This is a genomic window from Streptomyces sp. NPDC008137 (assembly GCF_042957035.1).
Lineage (GTDB): Bacteria > Actinomycetota > Actinomycetes > Streptomycetales > Streptomycetaceae > Streptomyces.
Genome location: NZ_JBIBHN010000001.1, coordinates 628,203 through 649,298, shown reverse-complemented (window position 1 = coordinate 649,298; position 21,096 = coordinate 628,203). Strand labels below are relative to the sequence as shown.

The 21,096-nt window shown below is 69.9% G+C and carries 18 protein-coding genes and 1 tRNA gene; 4 read left to right on the top strand and 15 right to left on the bottom strand.

From position 1 onward, the window contains the following. Nucleotides 1-353 precede the first annotated feature (353 nt). Nucleotides 354-1,409: a substrate-binding domain-containing protein gene (locus tag ACFZBT_RS02735; protein WP_391097760.1), complete on the top strand. Its 1,056-nt coding sequence runs from the start codon at nt 354-356 to the stop codon at nt 1,407-1,409. 12 nt (nt 1,410-1,421) lie between these two features. Here the strand turns inward: ACFZBT_RS02735 and ACFZBT_RS02730 are convergent, their stop codons facing one another. From ACFZBT_RS02730 to ACFZBT_RS02710, 5 genes are all read right to left on the bottom strand, one after another. Then, the gene (locus ACFZBT_RS02730) at nt 1,422-2,612 is read right to left on the bottom strand and encodes an MFS transporter (RefSeq protein WP_391097759.1); all 1,191 of its coding nucleotides are present in this window, start codon (nt 2,610-2,612) and stop codon (nt 1,422-1,424) included. 106 nt (nt 2,613-2,718) lie between these two features. After that, a tRNA-His gene (locus ACFZBT_RS02725) sits at nt 2,719-2,791 on the bottom strand. A gap of 114 nt (nt 2,792-2,905) precedes the next feature. Then, nucleotides 2,906-3,508, bottom strand: coding sequence for an oligoribonuclease (gene orn / locus ACFZBT_RS02720; RefSeq protein ID WP_391097758.1), 603 nt, complete (start codon nt 3,506-3,508; stop codon nt 2,906-2,908). A gap of 146 nt (nt 3,509-3,654) precedes the next feature. After that, complete coding sequence (locus tag ACFZBT_RS02715) at nt 3,655-4,932, bottom strand: helix-turn-helix domain-containing protein (protein WP_391097757.1); 1,278 nt, start codon at nt 4,930-4,932, stop codon at nt 3,655-3,657. A gap of 377 nt (nt 4,933-5,309) precedes the next feature. Beyond that, on the bottom strand, nt 5,310-5,642 hold the full coding sequence (locus tag ACFZBT_RS02710; RefSeq protein WP_391097756.1) for a hypothetical protein: 333 nt from the start codon (nt 5,640-5,642) through the stop codon (nt 5,310-5,312). 304 nt (nt 5,643-5,946) lie between these two features. Here ACFZBT_RS02710 and ACFZBT_RS02705 point away from each other — a divergent pair, with 304 nt between their 5' ends. Both ACFZBT_RS02705 and ACFZBT_RS02700 read left to right on the top strand, forming a co-directional pair. Next, on the top strand, nt 5,947-6,474 hold the full coding sequence (locus ACFZBT_RS02705) for a universal stress protein (protein WP_391097755.1): 528 nt from the start codon (nt 5,947-5,949) through the stop codon (nt 6,472-6,474). 141 nt (nt 6,475-6,615) lie between these two features. Beyond that, complete coding sequence (locus tag ACFZBT_RS02700) at nt 6,616-7,176, top strand: GPR1/FUN34/YaaH family transporter (RefSeq protein WP_391097754.1); 561 nt, start codon at nt 6,616-6,618, stop codon at nt 7,174-7,176. Between the two features lie 153 nt (nt 7,177-7,329). Here ACFZBT_RS02700 and glmS read toward each other — a convergent pair whose 3' ends face one another. Together glmS and ACFZBT_RS02690 are read right to left on the bottom strand one after the other, a co-directional pair. Beyond that, nucleotides 7,330-9,147 (bottom strand): glutamine--fructose-6-phosphate transaminase (isomerizing), encoded by a 1,818-nt coding sequence (gene glmS / locus ACFZBT_RS02695; RefSeq protein WP_391097753.1) that lies wholly within the window; start codon nt 9,145-9,147, stop codon nt 7,330-7,332. A gap of 12 nt (nt 9,148-9,159) precedes the next feature. Beyond that, a complete protein-coding gene (locus ACFZBT_RS02690; RefSeq protein WP_184592987.1) occupies nt 9,160-9,417 on the bottom strand; it encodes a hypothetical protein in 258 nt (85 codons plus the stop codon). A 165-nt stretch (nt 9,418-9,582) separates the two neighbouring features. Here ACFZBT_RS02690 and ACFZBT_RS02685 point away from each other — a divergent pair, with 165 nt between their 5' ends. Then, the gene (locus ACFZBT_RS02685) at nt 9,583-11,148 is read left to right on the top strand and encodes a fibronectin type III domain-containing protein (protein WP_391097752.1); all 1,566 of its coding nucleotides are present in this window, start codon (nt 9,583-9,585) and stop codon (nt 11,146-11,148) included. Between the two features lie 32 nt (nt 11,149-11,180). Here the strand turns inward: ACFZBT_RS02685 and ACFZBT_RS02680 are convergent, their stop codons facing one another. The 8 genes from ACFZBT_RS02680 to ACFZBT_RS02645 form a co-directional block, all read right to left on the bottom strand. Continuing rightward, complete coding sequence (locus ACFZBT_RS02680; protein ID WP_391097751.1) at nt 11,181-12,062, bottom strand: DUF4429 domain-containing protein; 882 nt, start codon at nt 12,060-12,062, stop codon at nt 11,181-11,183. A 315-nt stretch (nt 12,063-12,377) separates the two neighbouring features. After that, nucleotides 12,378-14,147, bottom strand: coding sequence for an IucA/IucC family protein (locus ACFZBT_RS02675; protein WP_391097750.1), 1,770 nt, complete (start codon nt 14,145-14,147; stop codon nt 12,378-12,380). Next, the gene (locus tag ACFZBT_RS02670) at nt 14,144-14,695 is read right to left on the bottom strand and encodes a GNAT family N-acetyltransferase (RefSeq protein WP_391097749.1); all 552 of its coding nucleotides are present in this window, start codon (nt 14,693-14,695) and stop codon (nt 14,144-14,146) included. Before ACFZBT_RS02670 ends, ACFZBT_RS02675 begins: the two co-directional genes overlap by 4 nt. Continuing rightward, on the bottom strand, nt 14,692-15,969 hold the full coding sequence (locus ACFZBT_RS02665; RefSeq protein ID WP_391097748.1) for a SidA/IucD/PvdA family monooxygenase: 1,278 nt from the start codon (nt 15,967-15,969) through the stop codon (nt 14,692-14,694). Before ACFZBT_RS02665 ends, ACFZBT_RS02670 begins: the two co-directional genes overlap by 4 nt. Beyond that, nucleotides 15,953-17,395: a lysine decarboxylase DesA gene (gene desA, locus ACFZBT_RS02660; protein ID WP_391097747.1), complete on the bottom strand. Its 1,443-nt coding sequence runs from the start codon at nt 17,393-17,395 to the stop codon at nt 15,953-15,955. Before desA ends, ACFZBT_RS02665 begins: the two co-directional genes overlap by 17 nt. 146 nt (nt 17,396-17,541) lie before the next feature. Further along, nucleotides 17,542-18,399: a siderophore-interacting protein gene (locus tag ACFZBT_RS02655; protein WP_391097746.1), complete on the bottom strand. Its 858-nt coding sequence runs from the start codon at nt 18,397-18,399 to the stop codon at nt 17,542-17,544. Nucleotides 18,400-18,523: 124 nt separating this feature from the next. Beyond that, nucleotides 18,524-19,567, bottom strand: coding sequence for an ABC transporter substrate-binding protein (locus ACFZBT_RS02650; protein ID WP_391097745.1), 1,044 nt, complete (start codon nt 19,565-19,567; stop codon nt 18,524-18,526). A gap of 280 nt (nt 19,568-19,847) precedes the next feature. Next, the gene (locus ACFZBT_RS02645; protein WP_391097873.1) at nt 19,848-21,029 is read right to left on the bottom strand and encodes a cytochrome P450; all 1,182 of its coding nucleotides are present in this window, start codon (nt 21,027-21,029) and stop codon (nt 19,848-19,850) included. Nucleotides 21,030-21,096 lie beyond the last annotated feature (67 nt).

Below are 21,096 nucleotides of genomic sequence, written 5' to 3'. Positions count from 1 at the left end.
AGTGTTGGACCCGTTCTTGCTCGCTTCGGCTCGGGCGGGGAACGTGCGGGTTGTGTATGTGTCAGGTAGTGTGGGAGCGCTCCCACCAGTGATGTGTTGAAGGTTCGCGGGTCGGGGCGGGGGTGTCAAGGGACCGGACAGGGAGAGATGCGTTCAGTTATCGGGCCGTTAACTGGACCCGGGCAGGGGCCGGTTGCGGCCCGGGCCGGCGGTGTCGAGCCGGTCCGGGCGGCTCGTCCGGCTCAAGCGGAGGCCGGGGGCGGGAGGCCCTCGGCGGCGGTCACTACAGCCGACGAGCCTGTTAAATTCCAGGCCAGCCGCAGAGTGCGGGTGTGGACGGGAAGGCGGAGCCCATGGCAAGCCACGGAGCGCGGGGCCGAAGCGGTGGCCGGCCCACCCTCGAAGAGGTGGCGGCGCGCGCCGGTGTCGGCCGCGGCACCGTCTCCCGGGTGATCAACGGCTCGCCCCGGGTCAGCGACGCGACCCGCGCGGCCGTCGAGGCGGCGGTCGCGGAGCTCGGATACGTCCCGAACACCGCCGCGCGCGCCCTGGCGGCGAACCGCACCGACGCGATCGCGCTGGTCGTCCCCGAGCCGGAGACCCGGTTCTTCGCGGAACCGTACTTCTCGGACATGCTGAAGGGCGTCGGGGCGGCGCTCTCCGACACGGAGATGCAACTGCTGCTGATCTTCGCGGGCAGCGACCGCGAACGCGCCCGCCTCGCACAGTACTTGGCGGCCCACCGGGTGGACGGCGTCCTGCTGGTCTCCGTGCACGCCGACGACCCGCTGCCCGACCTGCTGTCCCAGCTGGAGATACCGGCCGTGATCAGCGGCCCCCGCTCATCTGCGGAGAGCCTCCCCTCGGTCGACTCCGACAACTACGGCGGCGGCCGCCAGGCCGTCGAGCACCTGCTGTCGGGCGGCCGCCGCCGGATAGCCCACATCACCGGCCGGCTCGACGTCTACGGTGCCCAGCGCCGTATCGACGGCTACCGCGACGCCCTGAGCGACGCCGGCCACGAGGCGGACGAGGGCCTGATCGAGGCGGGCGACTTCACGGAGGAGGGCGGCCACCGCGCCATGGCGGCCCTGCTGGAGCGCCGCCCCACCCTGGACGCGGTCTTCGCCGCCTCCGACGTCACCGCGGCCGGTGCCCGCCAGGCCCTGCGCGAGGCGGGCCGCCGCATCCCCGACGACGTGGCGCTCGTCGGCTACGACGACTCCGCCATCGCCCGCCACATGGACCCGCCCCTCACCAGCGTCCGCCAGCCCATCGAGGAGATGGGCCACCGCATGATCGACCTCCTCCTCACGGAGATCGCCGACCGCCGCCCCTCGGCCTCCCGGGGCCTGGAACGGCGCCAGATGGTCCTGGCCACGGAGCTGGTGTCCCGGTCGTCGTCGTGACAGCCGTGCGAGTCACGTCCTGGCCGGTGCCGGCCGCAGCAGCAGATAGGCGGCCGCCGTCGAGACCAGGACCGCCATGCACACGATGAACACCAGGCCCGCGCCCTCCAGGCCGATGGGGCCCGTCAGCAGGCCGACGCCGATCACCGGGACCGAGATGCCCGCGTAGGCCACCACGAACAGGGCCGAGATCACCGCGGCGCGCTGGTGCTCGGGCGAGGCCGCGGCCACCTCGGACAGCGCCCCGCGGAACGCCAGCCCCTGCCCGGTCCCGCCGATGAGCGCGCTCAGCACCACCAGCGCCAACAGGTCCCACCGCAGCGCGCCCGCGAGCAGGGCGAGGCCGACGAGGAGCCCGGCGCAGCCCAGGGGCAGGGAACGCCGTACCCCGACCCGGCCGACCGCGAGTTGGCCGGCGGTCGAGGCGAAGAAGGCCAGCGCGACGATCAGCCCGCTCACGGCGTGGTCGGTCACCCCCAGGGACTCGGCGAGGAACTCCGGGCTGACCGACGTGAACACCCCGAACAGCGCGAACCCCACGAACGAGGCGGTCGCCGCCGGTCCGAACACCGCCCGCACCCGCGGCGGCAGAGCGGGCCGCCGCGGCCGTACGGTGCGCAGCGGCCGCCGCTCCCGCACGGTCTCCGTGAGTCGCGGCAGCACGGCGGCACAGGCGGCCACCAGGGCGAGGTGCGTCACGAACGGCAGATACAGCGGCCAGGGGGCGTACTGTGCGAGCACCCCGGACAGCAGCGGACCGCAGCCCAGTCCGCCCATGTTGGCGGCGGTCGCCACGAACGTGGCCCGGGCGGCACCGCCCTCGGGCGCCAGCTCCATCACGTACGCGGTGGCCGCGCCGGTGAACAGCCCGGCGGACAGTCCCGACAGCAGCCGTCCCGCGTACAGCCAGCCGAGCCCGGTGGCGCACAGGAAACACACGGCGCTCGCCGCGGCGAGGCCCAGTCCGCACAGCAGCACCGGGCGTCTGCCCACGGCGTCCGAGGCATTGCCGACCAGCAGCAGCACAGCGATGACCGCGAAGGCGTACAGGGCGTACACCACGGTCACGGTCAGCTCGGAGAACCCGAACTTGTCCTGGTAAAGGGGATAGAGGGGAGTCGGCAGCGTGGTGCCGGCCATGCACACGGCGAACACCGCCCCGCTGAGCACACACGCGCGCCACCCTCGGTGTCCACCGTCCATGCGCCGACGGTAGCCAGCCTGCCGCGTCGCCCCGGAGAGGCGCGGCAGACGCGCAAAAAGCTTCAGCCGGTGGCTTCTTCTACGAAGCCACCGGCTGAATACTCAGGGTGAGTGACGGGACTTGAACCCGCGACTTCCTGGACCACAACCAGGTGCTCTACCAGCTGAGCTACACCCACCATGACCGGCTTGGAGGTCTGTGACTTCCTGACCGGCCGAGAAAAAGTGTACAGGGTCCGAAGGGGTGCTCGCGCCCACCTTTCCCGGCGCTCCCCGACGGGCCCCTGGCACGACTACTGAGCAGGCAGGACGTGCTTCGCGGCGATCGTCTTCGCGGTGTCCGAGTCGGGCCCGGGCTGCGGGACGAAGACGGCCTCGCGGTAGTAGCGCAGCTCCGCGATGGACTCGCGGATGTCGGCGAGGGCGCGGTGGTTGCCGTTCTTCTGCGGGCTGTTGAAGTACGCCCGCGGGTACCAGCGGCGGGCCAGCTCCTTGACCGACGAGACATCGACGATCCGGTAGTGGAGGTAGTCCTCCAGTGTCGGCATGTCGCGCAGCAGGAAGCCGCGGTCCGTGCCCACGGAGTTGCCGCACAGCGGGGCCTTGCCCGGCTCCTTGACGAACTCCCTCACATACGCCAGGACCTGCTCCTCGGCGTCCTTCAGCGTCGTGCCGTCCGCCAGCTCGGCGAGCAGCCCGGACGCGGTGTGCATCTGGCGCACCACATCCGGCATCGTCTCCAGCGCCCGGTCCGGCGGCCGGATGACGATGTCCACGCCTTCGCCGAGCACGTTCAGCTCGGAGTCGGTCACGAGGGCGGCCACCTCGATGAGCGCGTCGTCCGACAGCGAGAGGCCGGTCATCTCGCAGTCGATCCACACCATGCGATCGTTCATGTGTCTAACCTTACGGCCCACTGCCCCGGGCTCGGCCCGGCCGTGCAGTGACCTTGTCGTCGAAGGTCCGCCCGCTCTGAGAACGGCTCCGGAAACGGCGCCGGGCCCGCGGGGAGGGCTTCCTCCCCGCGGGCCCGGTCACCGGCTCACGTCGCGCTGCGCTGCCCCGGCAGACTCGCCCGGGCCGATATGTAGGCCTCCCGGCCGTTGTCGGACGCGGCCGACGCCGACAGGGCCGGGGACGACCCGACCGCGCTCGCCGCCGCCGTACGGCGGGACTGCAGCGGGACCGGATGCTCCGGGTGGAGCGGGGCTGGCGCCTGGCCGGGATGCCCTGGGTGGCCCGGCATGCCGCTCCCGGGGCCGCCCGGTCCGCCGTCGATGTCCTGCTGGGGCCGTTCGGCCTGCGGACGGCGGGCGCGGTACGCCGCCCGGTACGCGGCCGGGGACGAGCCCAGCTGGCGGCGGAAGTGCCCGCGCAGGGCGACCGGCGACCGGAAGCCGCAGCGTCCCGCCACCTCGTCCACCGAGTAGTCCGACGTCTCCAGCAGACGCTGCGCCTGGAGCACCCGCTGCGTGATCAGCCACTGCAGCGGGGCACTCCCGGTCAGCGAGCGGAAGCGGCGGTCGAACGTGCGCCGGCTCATGTACGCGCGTGCCGCCAGCGTCTCCACGTCGAACTGTTCGTGGAGGTGCTCCAGCGCCCAGGCGACGACCTCCGCGAGCGGGTCGGCGCCGATCTCCTCTGGTAAAGACCTGTCGAGGTAGCGCTCCTGGCCGCCCGACCGGCGCGGCGGGACCACCAGGCGGCGGGCCAGCGCGCCGGCCGCCTCGTTGCCGTGGTCCGTCCGCACGATGTGGAGACAGAGATCGATTCCGGCCGCGGTGCCCGCCGACGTCAGCACGTCCCCGTCGTCCACGAACAGCTCGCGTGGATCGACGTGCACCGACGGATAGCGCTTCGCCAGCGTCGGCGCGTACATCCAGTGTGTCGTCGCGGGCCGGCCGTCCAGCAGGCCCGCCGCCGCGAGGACGAAGGCGCCGGTGCACAGTCCGACGATGCGGGCGCCCTCCTCGTGGGCGCGGCGCAGCGCGTCGAGCGCCTCGTCCGGTGGCGGAGAAGTGATCGAACGCCAGGCCGGTACGACGACCGTGCCCGCCCGTGAGATCGCTTCCAGGCCATGCGGTGCGCTGAGTTCGAGGCCCCCTGTGGTCCGCAGCGGGCCGTCCTCACCCCCGCACACCAGCAGTCGGTAGCGCGGCACGCCGGCGTCCTGGCGGTCGATCCCGAACACCGACAGTGGTATGGAACTCTCGAAGATGGGGCCGCCGCTGAACAGCAGCACCGCGACGATCTCCTTGCGGCGTCGCCCGGAAAGCTTCCGGACGCCGGCTTCCGGCGCGGCAGTGGAGTCGTGGCTCATACTGCTAAGCCCCCCTCGGTGGTCGCGGCTCCTCGGTTGTGTCGCTCCTGCACGTTTCCCCTCGGTCCTGCACGAGTCCCCCGCCGTAGACAGTCAAGATCGAATCTACTGTGTGCCGTCGCGCCGAGGTGGCCGGTTCGGCACTCGGCGCATTGTCGACTTGGCAACTTGGCGTGAAGCATTCGATCACGAAGCGTTGCACTCGTGGGGCGTGCAGGGAAGTGCGCCTTGTCGCAGTGGCCAATCCGCGTAGGGTGCGAAGGTCCCCCGAGACCCTTTCCGTGCAGGTCGAACGGGGGTTGGGGGGTGCCTCGGCAGGGTGATGCACAGGTGCGGGAAGTTGGCTGAAAACCACCGTGCACGTGCACTGAAACCGGTCAGCCGACCGGTGTATCCCCTCCAGTGTGCCGTCCGCCCCGGTGCGACCCCGTTCCGGTCCGGTGGTGGCGGCCCCGGTGGGGTGCCCGGTCCTCGGCCGCCAGCCGGGCCGCGCCGCGCTCCGACTGGCGCAGCAGCACCCGGCAGGCGCCCGTGACGGCGGCGAGCCCGAGGGCCGTGCCGGCGGCACCGGCCAGGGAGCTGCCGTAGCCCAGGAGCACGACCGGGACGAGCAGGCAGCTGAAGGCCGCCCAGCGAATCACATCCGTCGCGCTGTCCCGCGACGGCGGGGCCGCGCGGTCCGCCTCGGCGGCGATGCTGGGTCCGGACATGGATGCTCCCTGTGGCGTGACTCACGGGGTTCAACGCGCGGCCGGGGCGTCGGTCACTGCGTGGGCCGATCGCCCCACGGGTAAGTGAATCCTGTGCAAACCGCCTGTACAGCGCAGCAACCATTGCGTTACGGGCGTCGCCTCGTGCATGCTCCCTGGAACCCGCACGCACCGTGTGCGGGATCTGGGCGAAGGAGGCGTGCCGCCGTACCCTTGGGGGTATGGGGTTGGGAAGACCATTCCCGGACACAGCTCCGCCGCACACTGTCGTCCCCCATATAAGGATCACAACGCCGAGACAGCCATGGCCGGTCACGAATTCTTCGAACCAGCGGACCGCAAGCGGCCCGTCGCCGATCACACGGCGGCCGAGCCCCTGGCGGCGGAAGAGCCACGCCATTCCTGCGATCCCGCCTTCAAGCACGGCGTCGTCGTCGGATTCGACGGCTCCATGTCCAGTGAGCGCGCCCTGGCCTACGCGATCGGGATGGCCCATCGCTCCGGGTCGGGCCTGATCATCGTCCACGTCGCCAACCGGCTGCCGACCACGGTGTGGGCCGGCTGCGAGCCGCCCGTCTTCGTGGACGTGCCGGACCACCGGACCGAGGTGCTCGGGCTGGAGCTGGCGTGCGCGGAGTATCTCTCCGAGGTGCCCTGGATCCTCGTCGAGCGGGGCGGGGACATCTGCCACGAACTCGAAGAGGTCGGCCGGGAGTACGAGGCCGACGCGATCGTCGTCGGGTCGAGTCACGGCATCGTGGGGCGCATCTTCGGCTCGGTCGCGGGGCGGCTCGCCAAGCGGGCGCAGCGGCCGGTCGTCGTCATTCCCTGATCTTCAGCTCCCTGAGTGTTCCCCAAGTGCGGGCTTCCCCTGTGCGGCGCGTAAAACTACTTGCGCGTAGAGGTGTTTGTGCCTTTGTGAAGGGCATATACGGTGCACCGCACAACTGCACATGCACGAAGGGAGCCCGCCGTGGACAAAGACGTCTCCGCGGGAAGCGGAATCACGACCGTGGCCGGTCGACTCGCCCTCGGAATCACCCTGTTGGCCTTCGGGCTGGGGCATACCGCCGTGATCGACGGCGTGTCAGCCGCTGACGCCGCGTCAATCGCCCAGTACGTGGGCGGTGTCGCCCTCTTCGTCGCCGGGCTGGTGGCCCTGCGGGAGGGGGACTCCGGCGGTGGTACGGCCTTCTCGGTGCTCGGGGCGCTGTGGTTCACATGGGCCGTGGCGGACGGCGCCGCCGGCAACGAGGCAGGGCTGTTCCTGCTGTTGTTCGCGCTCGTGGCGCTGTCTCTGACGCTCGCGGGTGGGGATCAGCTGGGGCAGGGGGTGTACGGGCTGTTCTTCGTCGCCCTGTTGCTCATGGCGATCGCCGAGTTCGCCGGTAACGAGGGGCTCGCCAAGGTGGGTGGGTGGTTCGCCGTGGCCTCGGGCGCGGTGGCCTGGTACGCGGCGACGGCGGTGCTCGCGCACTGGCCGACGGTACTTCCGCGGCGTGCTGCCGGTCGGGGCGTGACGGCCACCGGCTGAATTCGGCAGCCGACGCCGGGGTATTGGGCGGCCCCGGCGTGTGAAAACGGACCCCCTGTGCGCTGGTGGCAGCACGTGGGGGTCCGTCCTCTTGTTTGGCCTGTGCGGGTGCGTGGGGGTTGATCGCGCAGTTCCCCGCGCCCCTAAGGGCGACTACTCAACCGTCACCGACTTGGCCAGGTTGCGGGGCTTGTCGATGTCCCGGCCGAGGGCCAAGGCCGTGTGGTAGGCGAGGAGTTGGAGGGGGATGCCCATCAGGATCGGGTCGAGTTCGTCCTCGTTCTTCGGGACGACGATCGTCTCGTCGGCCTTCTCCTGGTGCTGGTGGGCGACCGCGAGGATCCTGCCGCTGCGGGCCTTGATCTCCTCCAGGGCCGCGCGGTTCTTCTCCAGGAGGTCGTCGTCGGGGACGATCGCGACCGTGGGGAGGGCGGGCTCGATGAGGGCGAGCGGGCCGTGCTTGAGCTCGGAGGCGGGGTAGGCCTCGGCGTGGATGTAGGAGACCTCCTTGAGCTTCAGGGAGGCCTCGCGGGCCACGGGGTAGCCCCGGACGCGGCCGATGAAGAGCATCGAGCGGGCCTCGGCGAACTGCAGGGCCAGCTTCCTGACGTCCTCCTCGTGCTCCATGATCTCGGCGATCTGGGCCGGGAGCTTGCGCAGGCCCGCGATGATCCGCTTGCCGTCGCGGACCGAGAGGTCGCGGGTGCGGCCCAGGTGGAGGGCGAGCAGGGCGAAGGCGACCGTGGTGTTGGTGAAGCACTTGGTGGAGACCACGCAGACCTCCGGCCCGGCGTGCACGTAGATGCCGCCGTCGGCCTCGCGGGCGATCGCCGAGCCGACCACGTTCACCACGCCCAGGACGCGGGCGCCCTTGCGCTTGAGCTCCTGCACGGCGGCGAGGACGTCGTAGGTCTCGCCGGACTGGGAGACCGCGACGTAGAGGGTGTCGGGGTCGACGACCGCGTTGCGGTAGCGGAATTCGGAGGCGGGCTCGGCGTCGGCGGGGATGCGGGCCAGTTCCTCGATCATCTGGGCGCCGATCTGGCCCGCGTGGTACGAGGTGCCGCAGCCGAGGATCTTCACGCGGCGGATCCGGCGGGCCTCGCGGGCGTCCAGGTTGAGGCCGCCCAGGTGCACGGTGGAGAAGCGGTCGTCGATGCGGCCGCGCAGCACGCGGTCCACGGCGTCCGCCTGCTCGTGGATCTCCTTGTGCATGTAGGTGTCGTGGCCGCCCATGTCGTAGGAGGCGGCCTCCCACTCGACGGTGGTGGGCTCGGCCGTGGTGCGGGTGCCCTCCGTGGTGTAGGTGCGGAAGTCGTCGGCCTTGAGGGTGGCCATCTCGCCGTCGTCCAGGGTGACGATCTGGCGGGTGTGGGCGACCAGCGCGGCGATGTCCGAGGCGACGAACATCTCCTTCTCGCCGATGCCGAGGACGACCGGGGAGCCGTTGCGGGCGACGACGATCCGGTCGGGGAAGTCGGCGTGCATGACGGCGATGCCGTACGTGCCCTCGATGACCCGGAGGGTCTCGCGGACCTTGTCCTCCAGCTTGGGGGCCTGCGCGCGGGCGATGAGGTGGGTGAGGACCTCGGTGTCGGTCTCGGAGAGGAACTCGACGCCGTCCGCCTCCAGCTTGCGGCGCAGGTCGGAGGCGTTGTCGATGATGCCGTTGTGCACGACGGCGACCTTGTTGTCGGCCGACATGTGCGGGTGGGCGTTGACGTCCGAGGGGGCGCCGTGAGTGGCCCAGCGGGTGTGGGCGATGCCGGTCGTGCCCTTGAAGCGGGCCGGGACCTTGGCCTCCAGGTCGCGCACGCGGCCCTTGGCCTTGACCATCTTCAGGCCGGAGGTCTTCGGGGACGTGACGACGATGCCCGCGGAGTCGTAGCCGCGGTACTCCAGGCGCTGCAGACCCTCCAGGAGGAGGGGAGCGACGTCACGCTTTCCGATGTAACCGACGATTCCGCACATGTATACGTATTCCTAGCCGTAGACGATGCGCCGAAGCTGCCGGAGCGAGAGTTCCGGCGGTGCCACCGCGCGATATTTCAGGTCCGCCTCGATCCGTTCGAAGATCGCCGTGTTCACCAGGCCCTGGGCCTGGAGCTCACGGTGGCGGCGACGGACGTACTCCTCGGTCGTCTCGTCGAAGTACGCGAGCACGTCCTGGATCACGCGCAGCGCCTCGCCCCGGCTGAGGGGGCTGGACCGCGTCAGATGATCAACGAGTTCGTCGTGCACTCGCTAGATCCTGAGGCACCGGCGATGCTTTCGCAAGAAATCTGCCCGGTTTCGGGCAGATGAGTGTTGGAACACTTATGGGACGCCCATGGGAGTCTGATGGGTGATTGTTCCCCGGACGGATGTGTCAGGGGAGCAATTTGTGGCGCCATGGACATTCCTCGTATGGGCGTACCCGAGCGGCTCGCCGAGCGCATGAGCATGGCCGAGCAGCACGAGTACCTGCGCGCCAGATTCTCCCGGCGCACGATGATCAGAGGCGGCGCAGTCACACTCGGCGCCGTCGCGGGTGGCACCTTCGTTCCCGGTGCCACCGCCCAGGCGGCCGTACCGACCGCCCGCACCGCTCCCGCGACCGAGACCGTCGACGGCGCCTTCGTCGCCCCCTTCGGCCGCCACCTCGCCTACGGCGCCGACCCGCGCACGGAGATGACCGTCTCCTGGCAGGTCCCGGTCGCCGTCAAGAAGCCGTTCATCCGGATCGGCGCCCACCCCACGGACCTCTCCCGGAAGATCGACGCCGAGGTCCGCACCCTCTTCACGCCCGCCGGGGTCGGCGCCAGCGGCAACCACACCCAGTACTACGTGCACGCCGAGCTGACGCACCTGCGCCCGGGGCGCACCTACTACTACGGCGTCGGCCACCAGGGCTTCGACCCCGCCGCACCGCACCTGCTGGGCACCCTCGGCACCTTCACCACCGCCCCCGCGCACAAGACGCCGTTCACCTTCACGGCCTTCGGCGACGAGGGTGTCAGCTATCACGCGCTCGCCAACAACAGCCTGCTGCTCGGCCAGAACCCGGCGTTCCACCTGCACGCGGGCGACATCGCGTACGGCGACCCGGCCGGCCAGGGCAGGACCGACGACACCGGCTTCGACTCGCGCGTGTGGGACCAGTTCCTCGCGCAGACCGAGTCCGTCGCCAAGTCCGTCCCGTGGATGCCCGCCTACGGCAACCACGACATGGAGGCCTGGTACTCGCCGGGCGGCTACGGCGGCGAGGAGGCCCGCTGGAACCTCCCGGGCAACGGCCCCGACAAGAAGAACCTGCCGGGCGTGTACTCCTTCGTCTACGGCAACACGGCGGTGATCTCGCTCGACGCCAACGACATCTCCTTCGAGATCCCGGCCAACCTCGGCATCTCCGGCGGCACCCAGACCAAGTGGCTGGAAGCCCAGCTGAAGAAGTACCGGGCGTCGAAGGACGTCGACTTCATCGTGGTCTTCTTCCACCACTGCGCCTACTGCACCTCCACCTCGCACGCCTCGGAGGGGGGCGTGCGCCAGGAGTGGGTGCCGCTGTTCGAGAAGTACACGGTGGACCTGGTGATCAACGGCCACAACCACCAGTACGAGCGCACGGACGTCATCAAGGGGAACAAGGTCGCCAAGAAGCTGCCGATCGGCGGCACGGCCTACCCCGAGACCGACGGCGTCGTGTATGTCACGGCCGGTGCGGCGGGCCGCAGCCTCTACGCCTTCAGCGCCCCCCTGTCCTACGAGGGCAATGAGCGGGACGTGGACTCCGTGGCCTCGTTCGTCAACGTCAAGGGCGGCAAGCAGAACGAGACCGTCGCCTGGTCCCGGGTGCGCTACCTCGACTACTCCTTCCTGCGCGTGGACGTCGCCCCCGCGCCGAAGGGGCGGACGGCCACGCTGAAGGTGCGCGGGATCGCCGAGAGCGGTGAGCAGGTGGACCACTTCACGGTGGCCCGCCGGGCGAAGTAGCGCGCCGGTGTGTACCGGTGTGTTCCGGGGTGTTACATCCGCTTGAGGACCGCCTGCTTGGCGAGCGCGAACTCGTCGTCCGTCAGGACGCCCGTGCGGTGCAGTTCGCCGAGTTCGCGCAGGCGGCGCAGGAGGGCGTCGTGGTCGTCCTCCGCGGGCGCGACCGGGAGGGAAGGCGTTTCCGGTCGCGCGGCCGGTACGTCGGCGGTGGCTCCGGCCGGGTGCGGAAGCCTGGCCTGGACCGCCGCCGCGACCAGTGCCATCAGCGGGTCCTTCTTGAAGCCCCACAGCTCCACGGAGTTGGGGTCGTACTTGGGCGGGGCCTTCGTGGGCGCGTTGCGCACGGTGAAGCGGACGTAGCCGTTCTCCAGGCCGGCCGCCGGCTGCCACTCCACGCCCGTGATGTCACCGAGCGCGAGGGTGCGGGCGCCGGCGGCGGCCTTCGCGTCCTCCGTCTTCCAGTTCCATTCCAGGCGTATGCGCTCGCCGTCGAAACTCGCGGTGCCGTCCCCGGCGGAGACCGAGAGCGGTACGGCGGGCCCGGGCAGCAGGTACGCGGTCACCGGGTCGGCCGGTACCTGGTCCAGGAGCAGTGCGTTCCGCACCTCGTCCGTGAAGTACTCGGCGACCCCGTAGCGGTCGGACTCGACGAGCAGCTGGTACGGGTCATGGGGCTCGGTGAGCCGCCCGCCGGTCGCGTGCAGCAGGGGATCGGCGCCGTCGCGCAGGCGCAGCCGCAGCCGCCCGACCTTCTTTCCCTGCTCGAACGAGATCCCCGCCAACGCCCCCAGCGGGACGGATAGTTCACCCAGCTCCCTGCGCAGCAGGCTGACGTTCTTGTCCCGCCCGGGGGTCAGTCGCAGGGCGTCGCCGTCGAAAGCCCATGTGCCGTCCTTCTGGATGATTTCCGCCATGAGTTGACATCCTCCCCCTCTGAAAGAGCGAGATTCCAACCTATTGGTTGAGGTTCACGGGCGCTCGAACGGCTGGTAGCTGTTGTCACCCCTCCGGCACCGGCTGAGCGCCGGGGGCGGGGGATCCCGCCCTGTCCTGCCGCGACGTTGATGCTGGGCGTTGGTGTCCGCGTTGCAGGTGAAGCCGCAGGAGGAGGTGATTCGTCTGCGGGTGCGTGGGGGCTGGTCGCGCAGTTCCCCGCGCCCCTAAAGACGAAAGAAGGGCATGACGGGCACCCCGGAGGACCGTACTCCGGGGTGCCCGTCTGCTTGGGGTCAGAACTCGGTGATCGGGTTCTTCAGGGTGCCGATCAGCTGGAGGGCGCCGGACGGGTCCGAGAGGTCCACCATCTGTTCGTTGTTGCGGAGTTGGAGGCGGTTGAGGCAGGAGAGGGAGAACTCGGGGGCGAACATGTCGTACTGCTTGAACTTGTCGGCGAGTTCGGGCATCGACTCCTGGTAGGCGCGGGTGACCTCGGCGACCGTGCGCCAGAAGTCGTCCTCCGCCAGGATTCCCTCGGTGGCGAGGTTCGCCGCGAGGAAGCGGAAGAAGCAGTCGAAGACGTCCGTGAAGATGGAGAGGAGCTTCTTGTCCTCGGGGACCTCGACGCGCAGTCGCTCCACCGTCGGCGGCAGGACCGCGTCCGGGTCCATGACGGCGATCTCCTCGGCGATGTCCTTGTAGATCGCGCGCTGCACGACCCCGTCCTCCAGCACCAGGATGACGTTCTCGCCGTGCGGCATGAAGACCAGGTCGTAGGCGTAGAAGCTGTGGAGGAGCGGCGTGAAGTAAGCCTTGAGGTAGTGGCGCAGCCACTCCGTGGGGGCGAGGCCCGACTGTTCGATCAGGGCGCCCGCGATCGAGGCCCCCTCGTGGTCGACGTGCACCAGGGACGCCATCGTGGCCAGGGACTCGCCCTCCTGGAGGGACGGCACCGGGCTCTCCCGCCACAGCGCGGCGAGCATCTTGCGGTACGGCGAGTAGCGGTCGGTCGCCTGCTCGTACTCCAGGTGCCGGTAGCCGACCGCCGCGCGCTCCTTGATGATCGACAGGCCCGTGGACCTCAGCACCGGGTCGCCCTCGATGAGCTGGGCCAGCCAGTCGTTGATCGCGGGCGTGGCCTCCATGTAGGCGGCCGACAGTCCGCGCATGAAGCCCATGTTGATGACCGAGAGGGCGGTTTTGACGTAGTGCTTCTCGGGGCTGGTCTTGTTGAAGAAGGTCCGGATGGACTGCTGGGCCAGGTACTCGTCGCCGCCCTCGCCCAGGCACACCAGGTGCCCGCGGGCGACCTCGGCGGCGAAGGTGATGGCCAGCTTGTTCCACCACTGCCAGGGGTGGACCGGGATGAACAGGTAGTCCTCGGGGTCCTTGCCCTGGTCGTGCAGGGTGGTCTGGAAGCGCTCGACGGTCTCGGCGCCCAGTTCCTCGCGCAGGAACGACTCGTACTCGATGCCGACGCCGGCCGTGAACGCCGCCCGTGAGCGGTGGGCCGCGAGCCAGACGAGCCGGACCGGGCTCGCCGTCTCCGGGGCGTACGAGAGGTACTCGTGGATGCCGAAGCCGAGCCGCCCGTTGTTGGCGACGAAGCAGGGGTGGCCCTCGGTCATGCCGGTCTCGATGGCCTGGAAGTCGCCGCGCGCCAGCTCGGCCGCCGTGATTTTCGGCTTGGTGAGCTTGTAGCAGGTGCCGGAGAGGGTGGAGGAGATCTCCTCCAGGTAGACCGGCAGGATGTCGTCGCTCAGGCCCAGGGACTTCTGCAGCTCGATGAAGAAGTCCAGGGGGGCGAGCGGGAGTTCCGCGCCGTCCCGGTGACGGGTGATCGAGTCGGCGTCGACCTGCCAGTGGTCCAGGGCCCGGCGGGCGGCCGAGAAGCGGTAGCTGGTCAGGCCGTCGTCGCTGCGGACGACGTACTCCTCCCCGTCCTCCTCGGGGGTGATCAGCCGCTCGTGCGCGAACTCGGCGAGGGCCTTGCGGATCAGCAGGCGGCCTGCCTGGTCCCAGCGCTCGGGGGACAGGTGCGCCACGGCGTCGGACAGGGTCATATCGCTACTCCTCGGGCCGCCAGGTACTGCTCACGCGTGCAGAAGCTCAGCAGCGCGCGCTTCTCCGGCTTGTCGATCTCGCGCTCGGGCACGAAGCCGACGGCCTCGTTGAGCGTGTGTACTGCCTTGTTGCTGACGTCGGGCTCCACCACGACCCGGCGGGTGCGCGGGTCGGCGAACAGCTCGTCCATCACGGCGGTGATGACGGCCTTGGTGAAGCCGTGGATCGGCCGGTCGGTCGGCGCGACCAGGAAGTGCATGCCGACGTCGCCGGGCTCGGGGTCGTAGAGGCCTTCCAGCTCCACGTACCGGGGGTCGTACGACTCCATCAGGAACGCCGGGCGGCCCTCGTGCAGGCCGAGGTACGCGTGGTGGTACTCGTGCGCCGCGATGCGCATGTACTCGCGCTCGACGTCCTGCAGTCTCGCGTCCTGCATCATCCAGTAGGACGCCTTGGGGTGCGTGACCCAGGAGTGCAGCAGCTCGGCGTCCTTCAGGGGGTCGAGCGGGCGGATGGTCAGAGTGCCGATGCCGGTGGTGGCGCTCATACGGCGAACTCCTGGAAGGCGATGGTCTTCTCGACCGGGTAGTACTCGCTGCCCAGCAGCTCCCGGATGATGTACGCGTTCCGGTACGGGCCCATGCCCAGGTCGGGGCTGGTGATGCTGTGGGTGTGGACGCCGGCGTTCTGCAGGAAGACGCCCCGGCCTGTGACGTCGATCGCGTAGTTGCGGGCGACGTCGAAGTTGCCCTGGGAGTCGTAGACCAGGCGGTCCTTGACAGGGGCCAGGAACTCCGGCTCGGCGTACTTGTAACCGGTCGCCAGGACCAGGCCCTGCGAGTCCAGCTCGAAGTCCTTGCCCTGCTCCTCCTGGCGGAAGCCGAGGGTGTATGTGCCGTTCTCGTACGTCGCGCTGTTCAGCGAGGCGTTGGTGATCAGCCGGGTGGGCACCGGACCGCCGAGGTTCTTCTGGTAGAGCAGGTCGAAGATCTCGTTGATCAGGTCGCCGTCGATGCCCTTGAACAGGCCCTTCTGCTCGGCCGTGAGGCGGTAGCGGGTGGCCTCGGGCAGCTCGCGGAAGTAGTCGACGTACTCCGGGGACGTCATCTCCAGCGTGAGCTTGGTGTACTCCAGCGGGAAGAAGCGCGGGGAGCGGGTGACCCAGTTCAGGCGGTAGCCGTGGACGTCGATCTCGCTGAGCAGGTCGTAGTAGATCTCGGCGGCCGACTGGCCCGAGCCGACCAGCGTGATCGAGTCCTTCTGCTGCAGCTCCGCCTTGTGGCTCAGGTAGCGGGAGTTGTGCAGGAAGTCGCCGCCCAGGTCCCGGCAGGCCTCGGGGATGTAGGGCGGGGTGCCCGTGCCGAGGACGAGCCGGCGGGCGCGGTAGACGTCTCCGGCCTCGGTGTGCACGACGTAGAGGTCGTCCTCGTAGCGGACCTCCGTCACCGTCGTGCCGAAGCGGATGCTGCTCAGCTTGTTCGCGGCCCAGCGGCAGTAGTCGTCGTACTCGACGCGCAGCGGGTAGAAGTTCTCCCGGATGTAGAACGAGTACAGCCGGCCCTTCTCCTTCAGGTAGTTCAGGAAGGAGTACGGGGACGTCGGGTCGGCGAGGGTGACCAGGTCCGACATGAACGGGGTCTGGAGGTGGGCGCCGTCGAGGAACATCCCCGCGTGCCACTCGAAGTCGGGCTTCGATTCCAGGAAGACGCCGTCGAGTGCGTCGATGGGTTCGGTCAGGCAGGCCAGGCCGAGGTTGAACGGGCCGAGCCCGATGCCCACGAAGTCATGGGTTCTGGTCGGGTTTTCAGGACGCGCGGTCAAGGGACTCTCCCAGGTACTGCTCGGCATGGCCGGCGATCAGGTCGAGGACGGCGGCGATGTCGGACGCCTGCGTCTCGGGGTTGAGCAGGGTGAACTTCAGGTAGTGGCGGCCGCCGACCTTGGTGCCCGCGACGATGGCGTCACCGGAGGCGAACAGGGCCTTGCGGGCGTAGAGGTTGGCGCGGTCGATCTCGGCGGGGTCGGTCACGGCCGCCGGGATGTAGCGGAAGACCAGGGTGGACAGGCTCGGCTCCACGACCACGTCGAAGCGCGGGTCGGCGGCGAGCAGCTGCCAGCCCTCCCGGGCCAGCTCGCACACCTCGTCGAAGAGCTGCCCGATGCCGTCGGCGCCCATGGTCCGCAGGGTCATCCACAGCTTGAGGGCGTCGAAGCGGCGGGTGGTCTGCAGGGACTTGTCCACCTGGTTGGGGATACGTTCCTGCACCATGCGGCGCGGGTTGAGGTACTCCGCGTGGTAGGTGGCGTGCCGGAGGGTGGCCGCGTCCCGGACGAGCACGGCGGAGGAACTCACCGGCTGGAAGAAGGACTTGTGGTAGTCGACGGTGACCGAGTCGGCGCGCTCGATGCCGTCGATGCGGTCCCGGTGCTTCACCGAGGCGAGCAGACCGCAGCCGTAGGCGGCGTCGACGTGCATCCAGGTGCCGAACTGCTCGCACAGTTCGGCGATCTCGGGCAGCGGGTCGATGGAGCCGAAGTCGGTGGTGCCGGCGGTGGCGACGACGGCCATGGGGACGAGGCCGGCCTCCTTGCAGCGCTCCAGCTCGCGGGCGAGGGCGACGGTCTGCATGCGCTTGTCGTGGTCGACGGGTATGGAGACCACGGCGTCCTGGCCGAGGCCGAGCAGCTTCGCGGACTTCTTCACGCTGAAGTGGCTGACCTCGGAGGCGAAGACGCGCAGTTTGGCGAGGGAGTCGGTCTTGGACTCCTCGCGGGCGAGCAGCAGCGCCTGGAGGTTGGACTGGGAGCCGCCGGAGGTGAACACGCCGTCGGCGGCGGGGCCGAGGCCGATGCGCTCGTTCGTCCAGTCGATCAGTTTCCGCTCGATGAGCGTGCCGCCGGCCGACTGGTCCCAGGTGTCGAGGGAGGAGTTGACGGCGGAGAGGACCGCCTCGCCGAGCACGGCCGGGATGACGACCGGGCAGTTGAGGTGGGCGAGGTAGCGGGGGTGGTGGAAGTAGATCGCGTCCCGGAGGTAGACGTCCTCCAGTTCGTCGAGCACCGCGGTCGTGTCGTGCAGCGGCTGGTCGAGGTCGATCTCGTCGATGCGGGGGGAGAGGGCGTCGACGCTGACGCCGGTGAAGGGCCGGTCGGTGGCGGCGAGTTTGGCGGCCACCCGCTCGACTCCGTCGGTCACGGAGCGGCGGTACTGCTCCGCGGTGGTGTCGTTGAGCAGGTGCGAGCGCATGTGGGGGTCCTCCGGTGGGGACAGTCCGGTCGGGACAGGTGGGCTGAGCCGCGGATTGAACTTAGGTAAGCCTAACCTAAGTTACATGGGGGGCGGGCTGGCTCTGCCGTGACTGTGGTCACGCGTGGGTCATGGGCGGCGGTCGGTCAGCTTTCCGCGCGGAGTTGCTCCTCACTCACGCCGCGACGCCAGTAGCCGACGAACGTCACCCGGCGGCGGTCGACCCCGCGCTCCCGCACGAAGTGCCGGCGCAGCCGCTTCACACAGCCGGACTCGCCGGCGATCCAGACGTACGGCCGCTCGGCTGGCGGGAGTTGGGCCTCGTGGATGGCGTCGAGGGCCATGGGGGAGCCCTCGGCGCTCCGCTTCTCCTCCCGGACCAGCCAGGTGATCTCGACGTCGGCCTCGGTCACCAGGTCCTGGATGTCGCCGGCGTGCGGGACCTCCAGCCAGACCCGGGCGCGGGTGCCGGCCGGCAGCGCCTCGACGATGGCCGAGGCGGCCGGTACGGCGGTCTCGTCGCCCCAGACGACCACGAGGTCGGTGTCCTCGGGGGGCCGGAAGCGGATCGCCCGGTTGTCGGCGACGGCCGGGCCGAGCAGCAGGACCCGGTCCCCGGCGGCGGCCCGGTCGGCCCAGCGGGAGGCCGGACCGGCCTGGACGGTGGCGCCCGGCTCGATGCCGTGCAGGGCGAAGTCGATGTCGATCTCGTCCGGGTCGCGGCGCAGTGCGCGCAGGGTGTACGAGCGCATCACGGCCCGCACGTCGTCCGGGAGTTCGCGCCATCCCTGCCACCAGCCGTCGCCCAGCTCCAGCGGGACGACCGGCTCGGGCTGCCCGGGGTGGGGCAGGAACAGCGACAGCGACTGGTCACGCCCGTCGGAGTGGAAGGCGTGCAGATCGGGCCCGCCGAAGGTGACCCGGACCAGAGACGGACCGAGCCGCCTCGTCCGCACGACCTGGAGGGAAAAGAAACGGAACGGGGCGGCTACGGCGGTGGTCATGAGGGCTCCTGAGTTGTCGTCAGGGGGTGGTGCGGCCTACCTCGCGGGGGCGCGGGGAACCGCGCGACAAGCCACATGCGGCCCGCGGCCGCAGCTGTCGCGCAGCCCCCACGGCGCTGAACGCCTAGCCGACCTTCTTCGCGTTCTCGATGGCCTTCGCCAGGTTCTCCACCAGCGGCACGCACTTGTCGTACGACAGAATCGGCTCGGCCGACCGCGAGATGACCTGCCCGGCCTTGACCGCGGGCAGCTTCTTCCACGTCGCCTCGGAGATGTCCGCCGGCTGGATCGCGGAGGAGCGGTCGTCCATCATGATGACGTCCGCCGCGTACTTGTCGACGTTCTCCCAGCTCAGGCTCTCGAACCAGCCGCCGGTCTTCGCCTTGGCCTTCTCCGACGGCTCGACGAAGTTCACGCCGAGGGCCTTGAAGTACTCCAGGTCGACGGAGAGGTTGGTACCGGAGACGTAGAACAGCTCCTGGCTCGCGGAGCCGACCAGCACCTTGATGTCGGGGTGCGCCTTGGCGGCCTTGCGCAGCCGCTCGGAGGCCTCCTCGAACCGCTTCTTGGCGTCGGTCGCCTTCGCGGACTTCACGTCGCCGCCGAGGGACTCGGCCAGCTCCCACATGCGCTGCAGCGGCTGGGTGAGCTGACGGTCGTAGACGGAGATGCCGACGCTCGGGGCAAGCTTGGCGATCTTGTCCTTCGAGGCCTCCGGGACGTACCAGAGCGTGCCGGCGTCGTCGAACATCGTGGTGATCAGCACGTCGGGGGCGAGGGCGGCGTACTTCTCGACGCTGAACTGGTCCCAGGTGTTGCCGAGGATGGTCACCTTGCTGATGTCCATGTCGCCGGCCTGCACGTCGGGCTTGCCGTCCTGCGTCTTGGTCGGGCCGAAGACGCCCTTGACCGAGACGCCGTAGTCGTGGAGGGCGGCGGCGACGCCGGTGAAGGCGACGATGTTCGCGGGGGTCTTCTTCAACTGCACGTTCTTGCCGCGGTCGTCCTTGAAGGACCAGGGGCCGGACTTGCCGCCCGCCGCCGCGTCCGAGTCGCCGTCCTTGGAGTCTCCACTGCCGCAGGCGGTCACGAGGGCGCCGAGTCCGAGGGCACCCCCGGCGGCGAGGATGCCGCGGCGGGAGAAGCGGGCGGTTCTGGCGTTCGACATGGCTGGGTCTGCTTTCGTGCGTACGGAGCCACTGCGGGCACGGCTGTCAGCCGCTTGGCTGGAATCAAGCTTAGGCTAGCCTAACCTCACGAAGTGTCCAGGGGGCCCTGGGGGTAGGTGCCCGGGGGCGAAGGCGGGGATGCGCGGCCGGAGCGGTGATCCGGGTCACGGGAGCGGGCCGCGCGCATACCGGAGGAGACCTCGGCGGGGCCGAGGTCTCGGGCAGCGCGGGCAGGTCCGACGACCAGGGGCCCTTCTCCGCCGCCGGTCGTCGGTCCGGTCAGGCGGGGACGACCGTCACCGGCAGGGAGTGCAGGCCGTTGACGACCCAGGTGGAGCTCCAGCCGGGCGGGCTCGCCAGGGCCAAAGATGTGTCGGCCGTGATCAGGTCCTCCAGCAACGCCCGCAGCATCACGCGGACCAGGGCCGCGCCGAGGCAGAAGTGCATGCCGGCGCCGAGGGTCAGGTGCGGGTTCGGGTGACGGTCGAGCACCAGGTCGTCGGGGTTCGTGAAGACGGTCCGGTCGCGGTTGGCCGAGGACGTCCACACGGCCAGCGCGTCGCCCGCGCGGATCCGCGCGCCGGCGAGTTCGGTGTCGGTCACGGCGGTACGCATCACATGCGTGACCGGCGCGGTCCAGCGCAGCAACTCCTCGATGGCCGAGTCGACGCCGACCTGTCCGTCGCGCAGTGCCGCCCACACCGCCGGGCGCTCCAGCAGCGCCAACAGGCCGCCGCTGGCGGAGTGCCGGGCCGTCTGACTCGCGGCCACCACGATGTTGTCGCACGTCAGGACGATCTCTTCGTCCGACAGGGGCAGCCCGCCCGCGCGGGCGTCGAGCAGTGCGCCGAGCAGGTCCTTTCCGGGCCCGTCGCGCCGGGTGCCGAGCGCGTTCAGGTAGTACATCATCACGTCGTGGTGCCCACTGGCCGCTTCGTCCTCCGCGCTGTCCAGGGCGCGGTTGGTCGCGTCCGACATCATCGGAATGTCCTCGGGGGGGATTCCCAGGATCTCGGCCTGCACCGCGAGCGGGAACCGCTCGGCCACGTCGGTCACGAAGTCGCCGCCGCCGCGCCGCCGCAGGTCCGACAGCAGGGAACCCGCCACCTGACGCGCCAGTACCGAGAGCTGTTTCACGGCCTTCGGCGTGAACAGCCTGGCCACGGCCCGCCGCAGTTCGGTGTGGCGCGGCGGATCGGTGAGGACCGGCATCTTGCCGGCACCGGGGTACGGCGCGGAGTTGTCGTCCTCGCGCAATGTCGTGCCGCGGGTCGAGGTGAAGGTCCGCCACTCGGTCAGCACCCGGCTGCTCGCCTCGTGTCCGACCACGGCCCAGAACTCCGAGCCGCCGGCGGAGACTTGACGATGCACGGGGCCGATCTCCCGCAGGGCGCGCAGAGTCTCGTGAGGGGGTCCGTCCGCGTACAGCGCCGAATCCAGCAAATCGACCATCGACGACACAGACAAGAACGCCCCCGCTTCTCCGAATGTCGGACCGCCCTCAATCGCAGCAGGTAATGCCGCCAAA

Excerpts from the sequence above, each read along its gene's own strand:
- ACFZBT_RS02730 (WP_391097759.1), bottom strand. The coding sequence starts at position 2,612 with ATGGACGGTGGACACCGAGGGTGGCGCGCGTGTGTGCTCAGCGGGGCG.
- glmS (WP_391097753.1), bottom strand. The coding sequence starts at position 9,147 with ATGTGCGGAATCGTCGGTTACATCGGAAAGCGTGACGTCGCTCCCCTC.
- ACFZBT_RS02735 (WP_391097760.1), top strand. The coding sequence starts at position 354 with ATGGCAAGCCACGGAGCGCGGGGCCGAAGCGGTGGCCGGCCCACCCTC.
- ACFZBT_RS02685 (WP_391097752.1), top strand. The coding sequence starts at position 9,583 with ATGGGCGTACCCGAGCGGCTCGCCGAGCGCATGAGCATGGCCGAGCAG.
- ACFZBT_RS02650 (WP_391097745.1), bottom strand. The coding sequence starts at position 19,567 with ATGTCGAACGCCAGAACCGCCCGCTTCTCCCGCCGCGGCATCCTCGCC.
- orn (WP_391097758.1), bottom strand. The coding sequence starts at position 3,508 with ATGAACGATCGCATGGTGTGGATCGACTGCGAGATGACCGGCCTCTCG.
- ACFZBT_RS02670 (WP_391097749.1), bottom strand. The coding sequence starts at position 14,695 with ATGAGCGCCACCACCGGCATCGGCACTCTGACCATCCGCCCGCTCGAC.
- ACFZBT_RS02655 (WP_391097746.1), bottom strand. The coding sequence starts at position 18,399 with ATGACCACCGCCGTAGCCGCCCCGTTCCGTTTCTTTTCCCTCCAGGTC.
- ACFZBT_RS02710 (WP_391097756.1), bottom strand. The coding sequence starts at position 5,642 with ATGTCCGGACCCAGCATCGCCGCCGAGGCGGACCGCGCGGCCCCGCCG.
- ACFZBT_RS02680 (WP_391097751.1), bottom strand. The coding sequence starts at position 12,062 with ATGGCGGAAATCATCCAGAAGGACGGCACATGGGCTTTCGACGGCGAC.
- ACFZBT_RS02675 (WP_391097750.1), bottom strand. The coding sequence starts at position 14,147 with ATGACCCTGTCCGACGCCGTGGCGCACCTGTCCCCCGAGCGCTGGGAC.
- ACFZBT_RS02705 (WP_391097755.1), top strand. The coding sequence starts at position 5,947 with ATGGCCGGTCACGAATTCTTCGAACCAGCGGACCGCAAGCGGCCCGTC.
- ACFZBT_RS02715 (WP_391097757.1), bottom strand. The coding sequence starts at position 4,932 with ATGAGCCACGACTCCACTGCCGCGCCGGAAGCCGGCGTCCGGAAGCTT.
- desA (WP_391097747.1), bottom strand. The coding sequence starts at position 17,395 with ATGCGCTCGCACCTGCTCAACGACACCACCGCGGAGCAGTACCGCCGC.